Origin of the sequence: Endozoicomonas gorgoniicola (genome assembly GCF_025562715.2) — a bacterium.
In the GTDB taxonomy this organism is placed as follows: domain Bacteria; phylum Pseudomonadota; class Gammaproteobacteria; order Pseudomonadales; family Endozoicomonadaceae; genus Endozoicomonas_A; species Endozoicomonas_A gorgoniicola.
In genome coordinates this window covers 69,582-86,659 of the sequence record NZ_JAPFCC010000001.1, presented here as the reverse complement: position 1 = coordinate 86,659, position 17,078 = coordinate 69,582, and the positions used below count along the sequence as shown (strand labels likewise).

At 50.9% G+C, this 17,078-nt stretch carries 12 protein-coding genes; 3 read left to right on the top strand and 9 right to left on the bottom strand.

The features are described from left to right. Positions 1-47: 47 nt before the first annotated feature. Genes tssK through tssM form a run of 3 tightly spaced genes read left to right on the top strand, consistent with a single transcriptional unit; the run spans position 48 to position 5,793 of the window. A complete protein-coding gene (gene tssK / locus NX722_RS00405) occupies positions 48-1,385 on the top strand; it encodes a type VI secretion system baseplate subunit TssK (protein WP_262566215.1) in 1,338 nt (445 codons plus the stop codon). Positions 1,386-1,399: 14 nt separating this feature from the next. Next, complete coding sequence (gene icmH, locus NX722_RS00400) at positions 1,400-2,371, top strand: type IVB secretion system protein IcmH/DotU (protein WP_262566214.1); 972 nt, start codon at positions 1,400-1,402, stop codon at positions 2,369-2,371. Continuing rightward, entirely contained in the window at positions 2,368-5,793 is a 3,426-nt protein-coding gene (gene tssM / locus NX722_RS00395) for a type VI secretion system membrane subunit TssM (protein WP_262566213.1), read from the top strand. Before icmH ends, tssM begins: the two co-directional genes overlap by 4 nt. 23 nt (positions 5,794-5,816) lie before the next feature. Here the strand turns inward: tssM and NX722_RS00390 are convergent, their stop codons facing one another. From NX722_RS00390 to NX722_RS00350, 9 genes are all read right to left on the bottom strand, one after another. Next, the gene (locus NX722_RS00390; RefSeq protein ID WP_262566212.1) at positions 5,817-6,497 is read right to left on the bottom strand and encodes a hypothetical protein; all 681 of its coding nucleotides are present in this window, start codon (positions 6,495-6,497) and stop codon (positions 5,817-5,819) included. Between the two features lie 122 nt (positions 6,498-6,619). Beyond that, complete coding sequence (locus NX722_RS00385; RefSeq protein ID WP_262566211.1) at positions 6,620-6,916, bottom strand: PAAR domain-containing protein; 297 nt, start codon at positions 6,914-6,916, stop codon at positions 6,620-6,622. 2 nt (positions 6,917-6,918) lie between these two features. Beyond that, positions 6,919-7,497 carry a DUF6931 family protein gene (locus tag NX722_RS00380; protein ID WP_262566210.1) on the bottom strand — a complete coding sequence of 193 codons (579 nt, stop codon included), beginning with the start codon at positions 7,495-7,497 and terminating at the stop codon, positions 6,919-6,921. A 72-nt stretch (positions 7,498-7,569) separates the two neighbouring features. Beyond that, the gene (locus tag NX722_RS00375) at positions 7,570-9,726 is read right to left on the bottom strand and encodes a type VI secretion system Vgr family protein (protein WP_262566209.1); all 2,157 of its coding nucleotides are present in this window, start codon (positions 9,724-9,726) and stop codon (positions 7,570-7,572) included. A gap of 154 nt (positions 9,727-9,880) precedes the next feature. Beyond that, the gene (gene tssH / locus NX722_RS00370; RefSeq protein ID WP_262566208.1) at positions 9,881-12,481 is read right to left on the bottom strand and encodes a type VI secretion system ATPase TssH; all 2,601 of its coding nucleotides are present in this window, start codon (positions 12,479-12,481) and stop codon (positions 9,881-9,883) included. Further along, positions 12,481-13,527 carry a type VI secretion system baseplate subunit TssG gene (locus tag NX722_RS00365; RefSeq protein WP_265442323.1) on the bottom strand — a complete coding sequence of 349 codons (1,047 nt, stop codon included), beginning with the start codon at positions 13,525-13,527 and terminating at the stop codon, positions 12,481-12,483. The genes tssH and NX722_RS00365 overlap by 1 nt, the downstream gene beginning before the upstream one ends. Beyond that, positions 13,491-15,281: a type VI secretion system baseplate subunit TssF gene (gene tssF, locus NX722_RS00360; protein ID WP_262566206.1), complete on the bottom strand. Its 1,791-nt coding sequence runs from the start codon at positions 15,279-15,281 to the stop codon at positions 13,491-13,493. The genes NX722_RS00365 and tssF overlap by 37 nt, the downstream gene beginning before the upstream one ends. After that, a complete protein-coding gene (gene tssE, locus NX722_RS00355; RefSeq protein WP_262566205.1) occupies positions 15,274-15,708 on the bottom strand; it encodes a type VI secretion system baseplate subunit TssE in 435 nt (144 codons plus the stop codon). The genes tssF and tssE overlap by 8 nt, the downstream gene beginning before the upstream one ends. Further along, the gene (locus NX722_RS00350; protein ID WP_262566204.1) at positions 15,705-17,069 is read right to left on the bottom strand and encodes a type VI secretion system contractile sheath large subunit; all 1,365 of its coding nucleotides are present in this window, start codon (positions 17,067-17,069) and stop codon (positions 15,705-15,707) included. The genes tssE and NX722_RS00350 overlap by 4 nt, the downstream gene beginning before the upstream one ends. Positions 17,070-17,078 lie beyond the last annotated feature (9 nt).

The window sequence follows — 17,078 nt, the reverse complement described above, 5'->3', positions numbered from 1 at the left end:
ATACCCAGCAAATAACCATATTCAGCAAATAACAAAGCAGCGAACCCATGAATCACACGTTTGATAAAGTTGTCTGGCAGGAAGGGATGTTTTTAAGCCCCCAGCATTTCCAGCAGCAGGAACGCTACCTTGAACACCACAGCCGCCAGCTGATCAGTCTTAAACATCCGGGGCTGGCTGGCTTCACCAGTCTGCGTATTGATACCGATCAGCTCAAAGCCGGCAAGCTGTTCCTGCGTGAAGCCTGTGGGCTGTTTCCTGACGGGACACCTTTCGAGCTGACTGACAACCTGATCCGGGATATTGAAAGCGCCAATGCCGGAGCTACGGTTTACCTGGTACTGCCACTGTTACGTTCAAACCAGGTTGACACGGCAACAACAGAGCAGCTTTCCAGCGCCATACGAAACAAAAGCTTTGACCACACCGTCCACGACAGCACAAACCACGACAACGATGCCGTTGAACTGGAACTCTGTATTCTGAACCCCAGCCTGATGCTGGACAGTGAACCACTGGACGACTACACGACTCTGGCTGTTGCACGCATACAGGAGTTCAATTCCGATAGCGAGATCCTGCTGGACAGAACCTTTATCCCCCGCTGCATGGACTACCGGGTTTCCCGCTACCTGCTTGAGCAGGTACAGAACATACAGGCCCTGATGCAACAACGTGCAGCCCAGATTGCGGCACAGATCGGGCTTGAGGGTGAGCAGAAAAGTTTTCAGACCATGCAGATTGCCTATATGTGGCTGCAGTCCCTGAATCGTTATGGTGCCTGGCTGAAGCAGATTGAGCATAAGGCCGGCATCAGCGCTGCGCACCTTTACCACTGCCTCGTTTTGATGGCTGCCGATCTGTCCACCTTTACCACCACCCTGTCTCCCGACTTTCCGGTGTTCGATGAACACAACATATACACCTCTTTCGCTCCCGTCATTTCCTGCCTGTTGCTGAACCTGCGTCAGGCCAGCAAGGATAAGGTTGTGACCTTAAGCTGGGATAAAAGCCTGTACAAGCGCCGTCGTTTATTACGTTGCCAGATTGATGACCGCACCCTGTTTAACGACGGACGTTTTATTCTTGCGGTTTCCTCCAGCCTGGGTTCTCAGGTAACACGCACAAACTTTATATCAGCGGCTAAACTCTGTGGTCACAACCGTATTGCAGAGCGGGTACGCAACGCCCTGTCAGCTGTTCCCCTGAATCCACTGCCAGCAGTCCCCCTGGAACTGAGAATTCAGCCAAATACTGTGTATTTTGAAATCGATACAGGAGACGATTTGTGGCAGGAAATGATCCGAACCCGTGACAAGCTGGCACTGCATATCGACGAACAGATGCCAGAAGATACTAACATTGAGTGCTTTGTCATTCGCTAACCGGAGCCTTTATCATGAGTACCGGGGACAAAACGAATACCGGGGGCAGGATTTCTTCTGAACAGAGCCAGTGCGTAGATACGAAAGACCTGCTGACCCATTTTTCTGCAACCAACAACCCGCTGATCAACCTGTCTGCGGAACTGCTGGCTATTCTGACCACCTTGTCGCAACAGAAAAACAGCCACAACCTGCCTGAGTTACACCAGTACCTGTTGAAATGTATGAGCCAGTTACACAACAACGGTCTGCGTTCTGACTACTCACCCCGGTTGATGGAAAAAGCCTGTTATGCCCTGTGTGCTGCCTTTGATGAAGAGATCATGAATACCAGCTGGGGGCAGGCTGCCTACTGGGAAAATCACAGTCTTGTGGCTCAGCTTTTCAAACAACGCAATGCCGGAGAAGTCTTTTTTATCCTGCTGGAACAGGCCCGTCAAAATACCCGTCGTATGATTGACTTCATTGAGCTGCTTTATGTACTCCTTCGTCTTGGGTTTAAAGGCAGGTATATGAAAACCGATGGGCATGCACTGGCGCAATTATGCAGTGACTTGTACGAGGACATCTGCAAATACCGGGGCGAAAACCCTTTACCGTCACTGCCAGTAAAAGCCAGTCCATTTCGCCCTCTTCGTCAGGCATACTCCCTGCGTTTTCTTCCGATCATACTGGCTATTCTGGTGACCTGTGGCGTGTTGACTCATGTCTGGATCAAAAACGCAAACCAGGATTACAGCGACAGTCTGCGTTTACTGACTGTTCCACATTCAGCCCGGTTCGTGCCGGACTCAGCTTACCCCCCTCAACCCGCCAGCTTCACCTGCACAGTCTCAGGGAATAAGCTGACAAGAATATACCATTGTCATCCCCGCGCAGGCGGGGATCCACTGTTCGTGGTGGATTCCCATCTGCATGGGAATGACGTTCTTCCGGTAAGCTCTGTTCTGCCGCTTCCCTTAAGTCCGGCAGGCTTCTGGTTATGAATAAAAACATCCTGATAGTATTCGCTCTCACCGTTGTTCTGCTGCTGGTATGGCTACTGCCCTTATGGGCTGGTGATACCTTTGCCTGGCTGTCACTTTTCTGGCAGATCCTGATCACACTACTGCTGATAGTGCCCTGGTCGCTTTACTGCCTCTGGAAATACCTGCGCCGGCACTATTCAATGTCAGCACAAAAAGAACACGTCATAGAACAGGACGAACAGCAACGTAAACAGAAACTGAACGAAGACTGGAAGCAACTGTGGAAAAAGTTGCATCAGCGCCATGGCAGTAACCCTTATGCCCTGCCCTGGCTGATACTGCTGGGTCCCGATGGGTCGGGCAAATCAGGGTGGCTGATCGACGCAGGTTATGAGCGCATCAGCGGCAAGGCGGTCGATCTGCGTTCCGGTATTGTGTTCTGGCTGGGTGAGTCTGCGGTCATCATCGAACTGACTGGTCACTACTACCTCCTGAACAAAGAGTCACAGGCGGAAGAACTGTGGCATTCCCTGATCAGGCTACTGAAAAGAAAGCGACCCCGGCGTCCCTTAACCTCTGTTATAACGATGCTGTCTTCCGAGCAGCTGGTGGTTCGGCAGCCCTTCGGTTTAATGGAACTGGCAAGGCAGCTGCGCTGGCGACTGATGGAACTAAACCGGCACTTCAGATTACAACTGCCCACATGGTTCCTGTTAACACAGGCTGACAGGCTGAATGGCTTTACTGAATTTTTTCGGAACTGCAGTCAGCAGAAACAGGTGATGCCCTGGGGGTTTTCCCTGCAGGAAGGTTATCGTTCCGACCACTTTTACCAGGCATTCAACCTTTGCCATCAGGAGCTGTGTTCGTTATTGCCCACGATCCTGCAGAACGAAAAAGACGGCAATGCACGCCGGGCAATTATGCGTTACTGCCTGCAGTTTTCACTTCTGGGAGAGCGACTACGTTTTTTCTGTGAAGAACTGTTTCAGCCTCAACCCCATATCCCGACACCCCTGCTGAGAGGCGTCTGGTTCAGTTCCATCGGCAATAAGGGTGTCAGCATCAACCTGCTGGCTTCAGAACTGGCACGTATTCACGGCTTCACCGCATTATCGGAAAGCCCGGAGATACAGAACACCCAAAGTCTGTTCAACCAGCAATTTTTCAACCGGATTATTTTTAATAACATGGGAGACGTGGGTGAAAACCCCATCGCACGCAAAATCTGGCAGTTTAAGACAGCTGCATCCATTGTTGTACTGGTCTTTATGTTGCTCGCAGGTCTGGGATTTTGCTGGCAGCAGATCGGATACAATCAAGGACTACTTCATCAGCAGCAAACAACGATTCGGGATTACCGGTTTGCGATCCGTCAACTGGATAACAACAATAATAACAACCTTGCTGACGCCATCTCCCCCCTCAGTAGACTCAAAGAACTTAACGACAGCTACCAGGAGACAAAAACTGCCTTCTACCATCTTGGACTGATGGACTGGAACCAGACCCGGCAAATCAATGATGCCTACCAGTTCCAGCTGCAACTTCGCCTGCTCAAACCTCTGGCCAGAATGTTGCGCGATCAGCTGGAGTATGCAGAAGAACAAAACAGCAGGACACTGTTTGATTCACTACAACTTTACCTGATGCTGTTCAAACCGGATATTCGGGATACCCAACTGCTCGAAAGCCATATCCTGGGCTTACTGGCAAAGGAGAGGGTACTGGAAACCACCAACCAGAGTCAGCTGTCGCTGTTGTTAAAGGATCTCTGGAAGCTGAAAAATACACATATCAAGCCCGATATCGCTTTAATTGACCGTTCAAGGCAGTCCCTCAGCGGGCAACTGGACGAAAAAGTGATATACGACCATATCATTGCATTGCCACAACACCAGGGAACGATCACAATGAAAGAGTTGTTTGGCGATGACTTTGACCAGTACTTTGTACTTAAAAATGAAAAGAACGAGTCTGGACTTCCCCGGCTTTATACCCGCAGTCAATACAAAACTCTCGATCTGTCACCTCTGTCGTCAATGCTGAAGCAGGAACTGAGTAACCTGAGCCGTATCAGCAGGGGGTTGCCAGCGTTTTCTGCGGTTGAATTAAGCCGTGTCAGCGCCAAAGTGAGAGAGTTATATTTTCAGGATTACATCCGGGCATGGCAAAAACTGCTGGATCGCATCGAGCTTCGTCCGGCCACCACACTGGCACAGCTCTGCAATCAGCTGTCGAACCTTTACTCAGGCGAACGCGCCCCTCTGTTCAGTCTGATGGCAACGGTAGCCAGTGAAACCCAGCTGGCAGACGACTCAATCAATCCGGTTGCAGCCAGTAAAAAACTGGCAACCGCTACCCAGTCTGCAAGAGCAGAAAACCTCAGTATGGCAGCCCAGCGGGCAGAAGCTGTTATTTCCGGAGCAGCCAGGGGCCGGCCCGTACCGCCGGACAACCCCGCCATCGTTAATCAGGCATTCGCTGACTACGTCGGATTTGAAAAACTACAGGCCGATACCCTGGTACCGGTGCTGTCTGCCATCGTCAAAAAGCTACAAAGTATCAGTACACACTACAACCAGAATGTAGCTATGTATGAACAGGCGGTTCAAGTGGTTGAAGACAAAGACGTTGAGCTACCCGCCCTCTGGCAGCTGACAGCAAACAGCAAAACCATTGCCGCAAAATGGTTTGAACAGATTGCCAGACAGTACTGGCAGCAGATTATGGCTGGTGCCTCAAAATATGCACAAGACCAGTGGCAACTTAGCGTCTACAGCTTTTACAGCCAGTACCTTAACCAACGTTTTCCTCTTTCAGCCAGGGCCAGCAGCAACAGCCGGATGATAGACTTTATTGATTTCTTTAAACCAAAAGGACTGCATGACAACTACACGACATCTGTTCTTCAACCTTTTATTCTCAACACCAATACCGGCTGGCAGCTTAAAACGATACGGGGACAGAAACTCGGGTTGGGAAAACAATTCCTTAAGCAGCTGGATAATGTCAGAACTCTGCAACAGAGCCTGTTTAATGCAGATGGTACTTTACAGATTAAATACCGCATGCGCTGTACCGAGCTAACGCCAGAGGCCACGGAGTTTTCCATAAGAGACAACAATGGTCGCTTTGTATACAAGCACGGCCCACAACTCTGGCAACAACGGCTCTGGCCCAGTGATGACACTGAACAGGTGACTGTTTCTATGCTGGACAGTAGCCTGAAACTGTCACAGCAGAGCTATTCCGGTAGTTGGGCATGGTTACGTTTTGTATTCGACTGTCAGCAATGGCAGAACGGTAACCGGACTGAGCTGAGGTATCGCTATAAAGGATATGATGCCAGGCTGGAACTGGATATGGATCGGAGGAGAACACCTTTCATCCAGGAAATTTATATGAAAATCAACTTGCCGCAACAGATCCGCCATTAACGGACTCCCCGGATCGGCCGCGTCTATACCATAACCCAGCTACTTTCCCCATTAAATAAATCTACAATGTCTCTGGTTCCTTCCAGTCCCTCCTTGTACCCCGGGTTAACATGAAGTTTAAGCCGGGATACAGGTGAACGGGTAGTAGAGCATGTCACCATCCCTATCACCGCCTCACCAGGAACAGGCGCCAGGGTTTCCAGTCGATACAACTGCCGGGTAAAGGGAAAATACTCAAATGCCCCGTCCCCCGACCTGTAACCGTCTCTGTCTGCTGGCATGACACTGGGATGTGTTGCAAAACGCGGATTTGACGGCCCCCGGACAATGCCCCCGACCTCCCTGAGGTCTACCAGATAGATATTACAGAATAAATAGGACTGACAGGCAGCGTAATGGCAAATATAAGACTGAATAACCACCTCACCAGAAAGGTTACGGGGTCTGGGAACCATCATATCTCTCATTTCTCTGGAAGGCCCATCGAGATACCTTGGAAAAAAACCTTTGCTAAAGGCATCAGAAATATCGAGATCATCTGGTTTGAAAGCATAACCATAAAATCGATTCTCACCTCGACGGCCCGGTGCCGTCTGACGGGCTCCCGTCAATAAGGTCGTATTCTGAAAGAAGAGGGGCTTGGTCAAAAGCAGTGTATTCGCTTCACTGACCAGGTTTCTTCTTTGACTCCACTTTCTCAACATGACCCGGAACCTCATATAATACCAATCGCAGTTATTAGCTATTCTATTGCGTTGACTGACCAGTTAAACGTCATAAAACAAAGTACCAGGCAAGGCAGGGTTGTACGGATGGAGGCTACCTGTCAACCTCCAACGATTACGGTAGGCCAGCCCGAAACAATAACGCCACCGTGGGCGGTCTCATCGCCTATACGCGCCGCCGGACGACCATTCATGAATACCGTTAAACTGCCCATTACTACAACATCGGGCGGCCCGACACAAACACACGGTTGCCCGACACCTGCTGCCGGCAGGCCGCCTATCAAAACCGTTGACGGCATGGGCAACAGAGGGCCGCCTACATGGGGAATGGGAACAACTGCCGGTGTCTGCATGGGGCAGATGTGCATATCGAGAACTCTGGCAGCAGGCCCCATCTTTACCTCCCGCTGCCACCGGCAGCTATGTTGAGACCCAGCTTAATAAACTGTTTGTACCGTTTTTCTCCCTGTTTGCCATCAGGCAGTAATGCCGCCAGACAGATGGCTCCCGCTACCGCATGACTGTACAGGTAAGCCGGTGCCGGGCTTTCAGGCGCATTCAGCGGGGTAATGCTCCCCCCACTCCAGAACACCGCCTGTGCCAGCCAGCCGCAGGCATTATCCAGACCGATTTTTTTCACTTCTATTTCCGCCAGGCGCCGATGGGGCTCGGTACTGTCCGTTAACCACTGATAAACCACCTGGAGGCTCCGCTGTTGTTCAGCAGACAACGTATCCTGCACGGTTTCAATACAACAATACCCCCACCAGATGACTTCCCGGGCAAACAGGCTGTGGCATAAAAACACGACCACCTCCTGCCACTGCTTTGCGTCGTATAACTGGTTAATCAGCTGGACAGGTGACAGGTCTTTGTTAATGGATTTTTTGAAATCCGGCTCCTGCTGATACCGAACCAGAATATCGGTTGCCTTGAGTTGTGGAATTTTCTTCAACGCTGGTGCAACAATCAGCATAAACGATCTCCAGCATAAATGATTTCCAGCGTGAACCATCTCCAGCATGAGTCATCTCCAGCATGAGTCATCTCAGTTTATTTTGGCGATGGCTCCGGACAATTCCACCAGTGCCCCGGCCTTTACAGTCGTCAGGGCATTGCCATTGATGGTTACCAGGGTGCCTTTCACTTCAGCATTAACCGACCCTTCCAGAGAGGCTGATACGCCCCCTTTAATCTCTGCCATGACCTGAGCATTCGCCTTGACCTCAATACCACTGATCTCAACCCCGGCAGGTGAGACTTTAACAGTGCTGGGACCGCAGCTGATTTCTACAGCACTGGGGGAAAGGCTGACTTTACTGGCACCCACGGTAAGCTCAACATCGGTTTTGCCCTTGCCGGAAATGCTGGCAGCATCCAGAGAAAGGCTCCCGGATGCTGTGCCAGTCATATTACCCTTGGTCTCCAGCTCCAGACTGCCCTGACTGTTAACCGTTGTGGATTCCCCAACCTTTAAATCAAAGCTGCCGTCGGTCTGCTGCTGATACTTCCCTTTTGTCTGCAACTGATAGTCAGCATCGGTTTTGGTGGTCAGGTTTTTAATGACCTCTGTCGACTGCTCCCCCTCGACCTTGTGTGTGTCGTTTTCTTTAACCGTTCGCTCCGAAGCTTTTTCTACCAGTGTTTTATCATTGCCTGTCACCGTTCGCTCAGCATCATTCTTGACCAGAACCTTCATATCTTTCTGGGCTTGCAGGTACACCAGTTCTTCTTCAGATTTGCAATTAAACCTCAGCTCACTGAAATGGTCAGCCCCCGCGCCCGGCAGAGACTTCAACCGCATACCCTGCTCCATTGAGTTACTGTAAGGCTGCTGACGTTTGCCGTTATACACGGTACCCACCACCAGAGGCTGGTCCGGGTCGCTGTCGAGAAAGCCCACCAGCACTTCATCTCCCACTCTGGGAGTAAACTGGCAACCAAAACCATTTCCCGCCAGAGACTGGGCCACCCGAACCCAGCAGGAACTGTTCTGGTCGCTTTTACCTTCCCTGTCCCAGTGAAACTGCAATTTAATACGATGGTACTTGTCCAGATAAATTTCCTCGTTGTCAGGCCCCGTCACACTGGCGCTCTGTAATCCCGCCATCACCGGTTTAGGCAGACGCTGCCTGGCTTTCCAGGGAGTGTCCACAGGCAGGCAGCGAAACCGGTTGGTGTATTCAATGGAATGTCCATCTTCGGCAGTATTAAATGTGTGAACGACCTCGCTGAGTAGCCAGGTCACCTGTTCTTCGCTTTCAGGGTGATGATCCAGATGGAATGTCGTCCCGCTGGCAAAGTGAAACCGACAGCTGGCTCCACTAACCTCGCTGAACCCGGTATCAATGCCCTGCATCTGCTGTGCAGAGATCGTATTGCCCGTATTTTTTTCCTGAAACCCGCCCGGGTAAAAATACTGTTGCAGGTTCTTATGACGAATACTGGTGAAAGTTGTTTTTACTTCGTCAGCCATCACCGGCTCTGCCATCTCAACGTTGTAGTCAGCCGTCACTACCGAGCCGGCGCCTATGCTGTAAACGTGTTGCCATTCAGTGATGGCACGTTTCAGCTTATGGCTGCCTACAAAGTATTCGACACCACTTTCACCGCAGTCTCCAAACAGCCGGTTATTCTCACCAATCACCAGTGTGTGTTTTTCCTCCTGCTGACGGAAAAAATAGTACCAGCCCTGGGCATTGATCAGTCGCTGAATAAAGCCCCAGTCGGTTTCATTAAACTGCACACAGTATTCACGCCGCTGGTCGTTAGAACCATTCAACTCCAGATAACTTTGAAATCCATGTTCACGGGCAATGGCTGCAATGATCTCACTGGTCTTCTGCTGCTGAAATACCCGACAATTGATCCGCTGGGATAAAAACCATGACCAGGGAGCTGCCACCACTTCATATTGCAGATAATCCCGGGAGGACAGCCAGCCAACCTGACGCACCTCTACACAGAAACCGTGAAAGAAACGTTCCCTCCGTCGTTCGGAGCCATGCAAGGGCTGATAACAAAAAGAGATCGTCTGCCCCAGAAGAGTGCGCTCATCCACATCTCGTACCAGCACCAGTGCCCTGTGTTCATACAGGTCATCCAGCCGTTCTGTACTGGTCAACCGGGCAACAATCAGCTTATTGCCATCTTCCGTTGTGGCCACCAGTGGTCGGGATTCAGGATCTATCGTTTGCTCAGCCACTGTTGGCTCCTTATCAGTTTCTTACCTGCATTAAACTCCTGTGCCGGGTGTCGCGTAATGCTCTACCCAACCGATCTGAATTGAAACAATGTACTAGTGCAGCTAAGCGCTAAAAACCATGCATGCAAAACCTTTATCAGCACTAGTACATCAATCACTGGACGTCGAATACCAGCCGATGGTTATCCAGACCAATACAGACCTGTGTAATACTTTCTCCTTTCGCCAGTCGGCTCAGACACTCTTCTGCCAGTACAGGCATCAAACGACGGTTAACCTGTTGTTCTATCGCCCTGGCCCCTGTCTGCGGGCTGTCATTCCATGCGACGAGCTGTTCAACCACGGCGTCGTCAACCACCAGCGAGGCACCATAGCGGGCTGCCAGATTTTTCTCCATACGGCGCAATGTTAAACGACAGATTTTAGCCATATCAGTGTCGTTCAGTGGCAAAAAGGGAATCAGGGTAAGCCGCCCAAGAAAAGCGGGTTTGAAAAAATGCTGCAGTTCATCATTAATGACAGCAATAATGTCCGTTCTGTCCGGTATTCCTTTCCCCTCATGCTCAAACTGGTCAACCAGGTCACAGATAGCCGAATCGGCTGCATTCGACGTCATAATGATAATAGTCTGACGAAAGTCCACTTCACGGCCTTCACTGTCAGCTATACGCCCCTTATCAAATATCTGGTAAAAAATATCGTGTACGCCCGGATGAGCTTTCTCCATTTCATCCAGCAACAAGACCGAGTAAGGACTGCGACGAACCGCTTCTGTCAACACACCACCCTCGCCATACCCCACATAGCCTGCTGGCGCACCGAGCAGCATGGATACTTTATGTTCTTCCTTAAACTCCGTCATATTCAGTACGGTCAGGTTCTGTTCACCACCATACAACTCATCCGCCAGAGCCAGTCCCGTTTCTGTTTTACCCACTCCTGATGGGCCACACATTAAAAAAACACCAATCGGTTTACGTGGGTCAGACAGTCCTGCACGCCCAATGCGTACACTTTTACTGATTTCAGCAATCGCCTGATCCTGCCCGATCACTCTCTGTCGAAGGCTTTCTTCCAGCGTCAACAGTCGCTGGATTTCATCACTGAGCATGTCTCCGACAGGTATTCCCGTCCAGCCTGATACCACCGCTGCCACGCTGTCAGCATCCACCCTGGGATACACCATGGGAACCTGCCCCTGCAGTTTCTGCAACTGTTCCTGCATCGTCTCCTGCTTTTTCTTCAGGGCTTCATTCACTGTTCCAGTCTGTAGATACTGTTCGTCGATTGCCGCTTCCTGCGTCACCAGCTCTTCAACCAGCGCCTGCTCTTCCTGCCACTGTTGTTTTAAGGTTTCGACTTTCTCAGAGACCTGTTCCAGCTGCTCTTTTACGATAGTCACCTGATCCTGCTCCACAAGCCCTGCTGCCTGATCCCGGCTGAGTTCTGCCAATTCTCCCAGCAGGTAGCGTTGCTGTTGCAACACTCCCTGAAGGCGCATGGGGGTCGTATGGCGTGACAGGCTCACCCGTGAGCAGGCCGTATCCAGTAAACTGATGGCTTTATCGGGCAGCTGTCGTTCGGGAAGGTAGCGAATCGAAAGTCTGACGGCGCTGGTCACCGCATCATCGTGAACTCGGGTTCGGTGATGCTGCTCCAGAGTCGCAGCAACGCTACGCACCATATGAATAGCCGTTTCCTCGTCAGGCTCATGGATTTTGACAGGCTGAAAGCGTCGGGTCAGGGCAGCGTCTTTTTCAAAGAACTTTTTGTATTCTGCCCACGTGGTCGCTGCAATGGTTCGAAACTCACCTCGCGCCAGGGCAGGCTTGAGCAGGTTCGCTGCATCATTCTGTCCTGCAGCTCCTCCTGCACCAATCAGTGTGTGCGCCTCATCAATAAACACAATCACCGGCACTTCGGACTGCTTCACTTCATTGATCAGGTCTTTCAGGCGATTCTCAAACTCTCCCTTGATACTGGCTCCCGCCTGTAACAGCCCAAGGTCAAGGTTCAGGATTCGGATGCCTTTCAGATTGTCAGGAACATCTTCATTAATCACTTTTTGCGCCAGCCCTTCAACGACTGCCGTTTTTCCCACACCGGCGTCACCCACCAGAATAGGGCTGTTTTGACGGCGCCTGCACAGAATATCTATGATTTGTCGTATTTCCTGATCCCGACCGACAACTATTCCCCCGGCACCAGAAGCCTCATCACTGGCAGCCAAAGCCGTCATATCGGTGGTGTATTTGCTGAGAGCTGACTCTTTTGGCTCAGCAGCCGTCGTTTCTGACACCTCTGAAGCCTGAGCCTGTAACGCTTCTCTGGAAATCTTATGAAGCTCTTCTGTCAGGGGCGTTTCCACCATGGCGAACGAATCATTATCCAGCAACGCCAGTATCAGGTGGTGAACAGCAATGGTCTGCTGATGAAAGTTAACAGAGGCAATCAGCCAGGCATCCTGAATCAGGATAACCGTGTCATGGGCTAAAGCCGGTGTGCCTTCAAAACCGTCCGGCAGACGACTTAAACGCTGTTCCAGATCGTCAATCATAGTGGTCACTGACAGCTTCTGGCTGATGATGATCTGGTTCATAGCAGCACCGGGTTCACGGCACAGCTGCATCAGCCAATGCTCCACTTCAACCGCTTTGTGTTTACGGTTAACGCACAGTGCTGCTGCAGTTTCCAGTGACCGTCTCAACTCTGTTGAGAGTCGGCCAATAAGGGTTTTCAGTTCAAGCTGTTTCATCACAGAGGGATCTCTGGTATGAATGATTTGTCCTGCCGTTCAGAGGGTTCTCTGTCCGGCAGCCCGGGATAATCCACAACGATGGTCTGATCAGGATGCCTCTCCGGAATCAGGCAACTCAGCAAGCCCAGCCTGGCAGTACTGACACAGGGTCTGGTATTGAGTGTGGGTGAGGCAAGGCAGCGTTTGGAACATTCAATCTGAAGGCGAAAGCGGGCTGCACCGGCAAAGTAAAGGGTACACATTTCCAGCATGGCCGGGCCTAATGACCGGTCAGAAGTAATCTCTGCATATTCATCAGGATTTCTGGCCAGGATCACCACGTTGAGTCGGGTGTGCAGCAGGTAACAGCTGCGCCCTACCACCGCATTTCGGCTAAGATGCCCTACACACTTTGTTTTGTGGTCGACACGGCAGCGCAACCGGGTCAGGCACTCGGGGGCAAGAGGCAGGCGCACCAGAGGGGGAGCTTCCAGACGAATAGCGATTGAGAAATAGTCCTGCAGAATGCCACTCAACAACACCAGACTGGTAGTTGCTCTATGCAGAACCTGGGTGTATCGCACCAGGTTATCCGGTGGTATCCATTGGGTGGGAATCGGCGTGCCCAGCAACGTCAGTACCGTCTTATCCAGCAGCCCACCTCTCTGGTAACGCTCTTCATAGCGCACAGACAGACTGGAACGATTAGCGACCATCGACGTCAGTTTCAGTGCCCGGTGGTTAAAGACACTGAACAGGGCATACAGGTCATCGTCGTCCCGAACCAGTCGCTGCTGCTGTTCCAGATCCTGATAAACATAAGGCAGTACTCCATTGTAGCCATTCAGCGATGGGCAGGTGACTTTTAAACGCCAACCCTTGCGGGTACGCAAAATGTCGCTGATTTCCGCCGAGGCATAGCCATAAACCGGATCGCTGACCGCCCGAAATGTACCGCCCGTTAATTCGATGATTCTTACCGCTTGGGCAAACTGCCAGCGCCAGGGCTGCTGCTGCAAGCTATCGCTCAACGATTGATCTGATAACCATGTCGGCGTGTACATCGCATATAGTCTCCGGAATCGCCTTTGAGACGAATGACCACTTCGATAAAACTGTGATACCCAGCGTAACCTGCCACCAGAAAGTCAATCAGATTGACGAACATCATGATGCTGACCTGTTTGAGCCTTGCGGGGTCCAGCTCAATGATTAACTCAATGCCCTGGGTAAAACACTGATGTCCACCAATACGCAATGGAGCCACCAGGGGGCGAGGCTGCATATGTACCAGAGAATCAAGCCAGGCAGTGCTGACCGAGTTATTGCGCAGGCAATACACGTACATCAGTGTGCGAAGATCACTGGCAGAGTCATTTCCCAGCAATACCGAGGTAAATGCACCTTTCAGATGTACGAGCAGGTTCAGACGATTCTTAATATTATGCTTACGTCGTATTCTTGCCGTTGGTCGCATCAGCATTTTAGCGTCCGCTGGCAGTGCAATACTGTCGAGGCACTCCAGCCGGGGATTATCAGGTAACTCCAGAACCTGCATCCCGTTGTTACAGATCAGGTGCGGTGACAACACCATCGTCTGGTTTTTATTCGTCTGAAGATTAGGAAAAACCACCGACAGCTGTCCACATATATCGGTCTCGGTTTCAGGCGGATGGTAAAGCCAGAACCGGCCGTGATCTGTATCGTTGTGCTTCAGGCCATAGATTGGCGGCAGTAGCTCTGGTTGCTCACCGGTAATATCCAACACCTTCTGAACCGACTGCACTTCCAGAGTGTTGGCAGAATGAATATCGGGAACCAGCTGGTAACTCAGCTGCCGGTGATCAACGACCACAGGTTCTGCAATCTGCTCAAACAGGTTAATGACAGGCGCACAGCCCAGGCTGTAGTGAATGCTGCCAAGGGCTGGCACCTGTTCTTCAACTATATCTTCCAGAAACACCAGCAGAGTAACCCGTTGGCAGGAAAACTGCCGCAAGGCATCGCCGATATCCAGCAGGCGAAAACCGAAAAATAACTCTGGCCAGGCAAACAGCTCCAGCATCATCTGATAGTCAAGAAAGGTACTGTTGTCATGAGTCATCATGGAGTCCCGCCCGGTAAACCCTACCGCTGCGAATTGCCCCATAGACAGGACAACCTGCTGTTCCTTGTCATTGACCAGCACCATCTGGCAGCGATGCCGGAAAAGATAGTCATACATCCGAGCCTGATGCCGGGCCAGCCCCTGCAAGTGAATATTGATTTCCGAGAAGGGGGCCAGATCAGAAAAACTGCGTGAGTCATCCAGCATACCCAGCTCCAGTTTCAATAAGGCTGTCGAAGACTCAGGATAATCAATGCCTGAAAAAGTAAACGGCCTTAATTCAAACTGGCTTTCCATTATATCAAACGGACACAGTTGTAATTCCCGTGTGGTCTGAAACCGGCAGAACTGATCTTCATTGACATAAGCCCTGAAACGGGTACCTGAAGGCAACGCTGCCACCTGTGACTGATCGCGGGAAGGTGCAATCCGAATCATGCTGGTCGAAGGCAGAGACTGCAGGCACATGGGAAAAACAATATTCAGCAGGCTGTTGGAAAGCTGGGTTGATCCCTCCGCAAGCTGCCGTGACAACCGTGCATTAATCAGGGCGAAAGATTCCAGCAACCGCGCGACATGAGGATCAGACAACGAATTGTAGCCAACCCCCAGGTGGCTGGCCAGCTGAGGGTGTTCCTCTGCAAATGCTCTCGCTTCAGTGTACAGAAAGCTCAACTCCCGTTCATACCATGACATCAGGGTGTTAGGCAAAACGACTCTCCTCTATACTCAGATGGCTGCTGGTGAGATTAAGGACCGAATTAAATACGACGGGAACCATTTGTTGTTTCTCATCCTGCAGTACACCCTCAATTCGAATGGACAGGCGATTTCCCCGTTCCCTGACTTTGTCTACTTCGACCAGAACGTCCTGCAGCCGGGGCTCGTAATAAGAGAGCATTTTCTCGATTTCCCGGCATAAACGATTGCTCTGAAAGTCACCATGCCCAAGATTTCTGGTAGACAGCCCATAACAGTAAAGTGAATTAAATGACAATATTTCAGAGTTTCCAGCTTCCCTGCTTTGTCTTGTTTCAAGCAGATATCGGATATTGTGTCGCACCGAATGCTTCAGGTCTTCCAGATCATCACCAGACGGTGTTTCCTTACGAAAAGCAGCCAGCAGATCTACATTCATGATCTTCCACCCTGTATCCTGGTAGCGGTTTTAGCGAAATGAGAGGGAGCAAAATGAGCGGCCAGTTCACTGGTGTCAGCTTTCAGGACGATATGTGTATTGATTGCATCAAACTGATACTGTGGCTGCAGCTCAACCTGACAATGATAAATGCCCAGGTTGGCATCACCTGAAATCTTTGCTGATGCACGCCTCAGGGGGTAACGGGCCAGTATTTGCGCGTCAGCATACTCGACATTGGACACATACCCCTGCAGCCAGTCATTTAAGTCCTGCTCACAGGCTTCTGCGCTCCGGTAACTGCCAATACGTTCCCTGATCAGTACTTTCAGATAGTGTCCAAAGCGACACCCAATCAGCGTCGTCTGAATCATGCTGAGAATTCTCCAGTCATCGTTGTCCGCTGGAGGTATAAAGACAGAACGGTTGTTAAAAAAAGCCAGTTCCTGAGTGAGGTAACAGGTTGCCAGGGGAATAAAGCCCTGGTCACTGTAAAACTCCTCAAGGCTGTCTGTAAGGCGTATCCGGGCAGCCGGCGGTGAACCAACAGGAGGGTCAACCATAGCTCCGCCGGATTCCGACTCCCTGAGAAAACCAAACCAGCGAATGCGATTAAATTCCTTCATCACATTTCCGGCAAATGCAAAGGCGCTACTGCCCCACAGGTGATCACCTCCCTTGTCGCTGACTGAGTATTCATTAAAGTGGATGTTTTGATAGCAGGCCTGCCAGGGAGTCCGAAGCAGATGTTCAGGCAGGGTCAGTCCCAGAAACTGGCTGACACTCTGTGTACGCAAGTGCCGCCAGCCTAAAAAGTCATTGCTGCCAAGAATACGTTTGACCCGAAGCTGATCAGACCAGACGTTAATATCATCCGTTCCCAGAAAATTCCGGGCAACGGGCAGGATCACCGGACACAGGGCTTGATGACCCAGCTCACCCAGTAGCTGCAGCAGATGAAAGTCATCTGAACCGCTGATTTCATCCATTTCGGATGAAACCGGATGATCCACCAACAGCAAACCAAATGGCTGCCCACCCAGGGTATTCAGCTCCTGCTCATAAATCAGGCGGTGCAGGACAGACGAGCGGATACTGACACCCACGTCAAGATCATTTGCGAGTTCTTCCCAGCTGAGATCCAGAATCCTGACATGTAAAACCTTTCCCAACTGATAAGCAGGTACAGTCTCCAGCATATACCAGAGACCACGCCACAGAGCTTCCAACCGTTTGTAGGCAGGATGCTGGATGATGACATTAAGCTGTAACGTAACCATTTCATCAATACCAGCTACCAGCTTCTGAATCAGTGCTTCAGCCTGAAACTTTCGTTCTTGTTCTGGTGAAAACAGCCTCATTTGGGCTGC

Excerpts from the sequence above, each read along its gene's own strand:
- tssK (WP_262566215.1), top strand. The coding sequence starts at position 48 with ATGAATCACACGTTTGATAAAGTTGTCTGGCAGGAAGGGATGTTTTTA.
- icmH (WP_262566214.1), top strand. The coding sequence starts at position 1,400 with ATGAGTACCGGGGACAAAACGAATACCGGGGGCAGGATTTCTTCTGAA.
- tssM (WP_262566213.1), top strand. The coding sequence starts at position 2,368 with ATGAATAAAAACATCCTGATAGTATTCGCTCTCACCGTTGTTCTGCTG.
- NX722_RS00390 (WP_262566212.1), bottom strand. The coding sequence starts at position 6,497 with ATGTTGAGAAAGTGGAGTCAAAGAAGAAACCTGGTCAGTGAAGCGAAT.
- NX722_RS00385 (WP_262566211.1), bottom strand. The coding sequence starts at position 6,916 with ATGGGGCCTGCTGCCAGAGTTCTCGATATGCACATCTGCCCCATGCAG.
- NX722_RS00380 (WP_262566210.1), bottom strand. The coding sequence starts at position 7,497 with ATGCTGATTGTTGCACCAGCGTTGAAGAAAATTCCACAACTCAAGGCA.
- tssH (WP_262566208.1), bottom strand. The coding sequence starts at position 12,481 with ATGAAACAGCTTGAACTGAAAACCCTTATTGGCCGACTCTCAACAGAG.
- NX722_RS00365 (WP_265442323.1), bottom strand. The coding sequence starts at position 13,527 with ATGTACACGCCGACATGGTTATCAGATCAATCGTTGAGCGATAGCTTG.
- tssE (WP_262566205.1), bottom strand. The coding sequence starts at position 15,708 with ATGAATGTAGATCTGCTGGCTGCTTTTCGTAAGGAAACACCGTCTGGT.
- NX722_RS00350 (WP_262566204.1), bottom strand. The coding sequence starts at position 17,069 with ATGAGGCTGTTTTCACCAGAACAAGAACGAAAGTTTCAGGCTGAAGCA.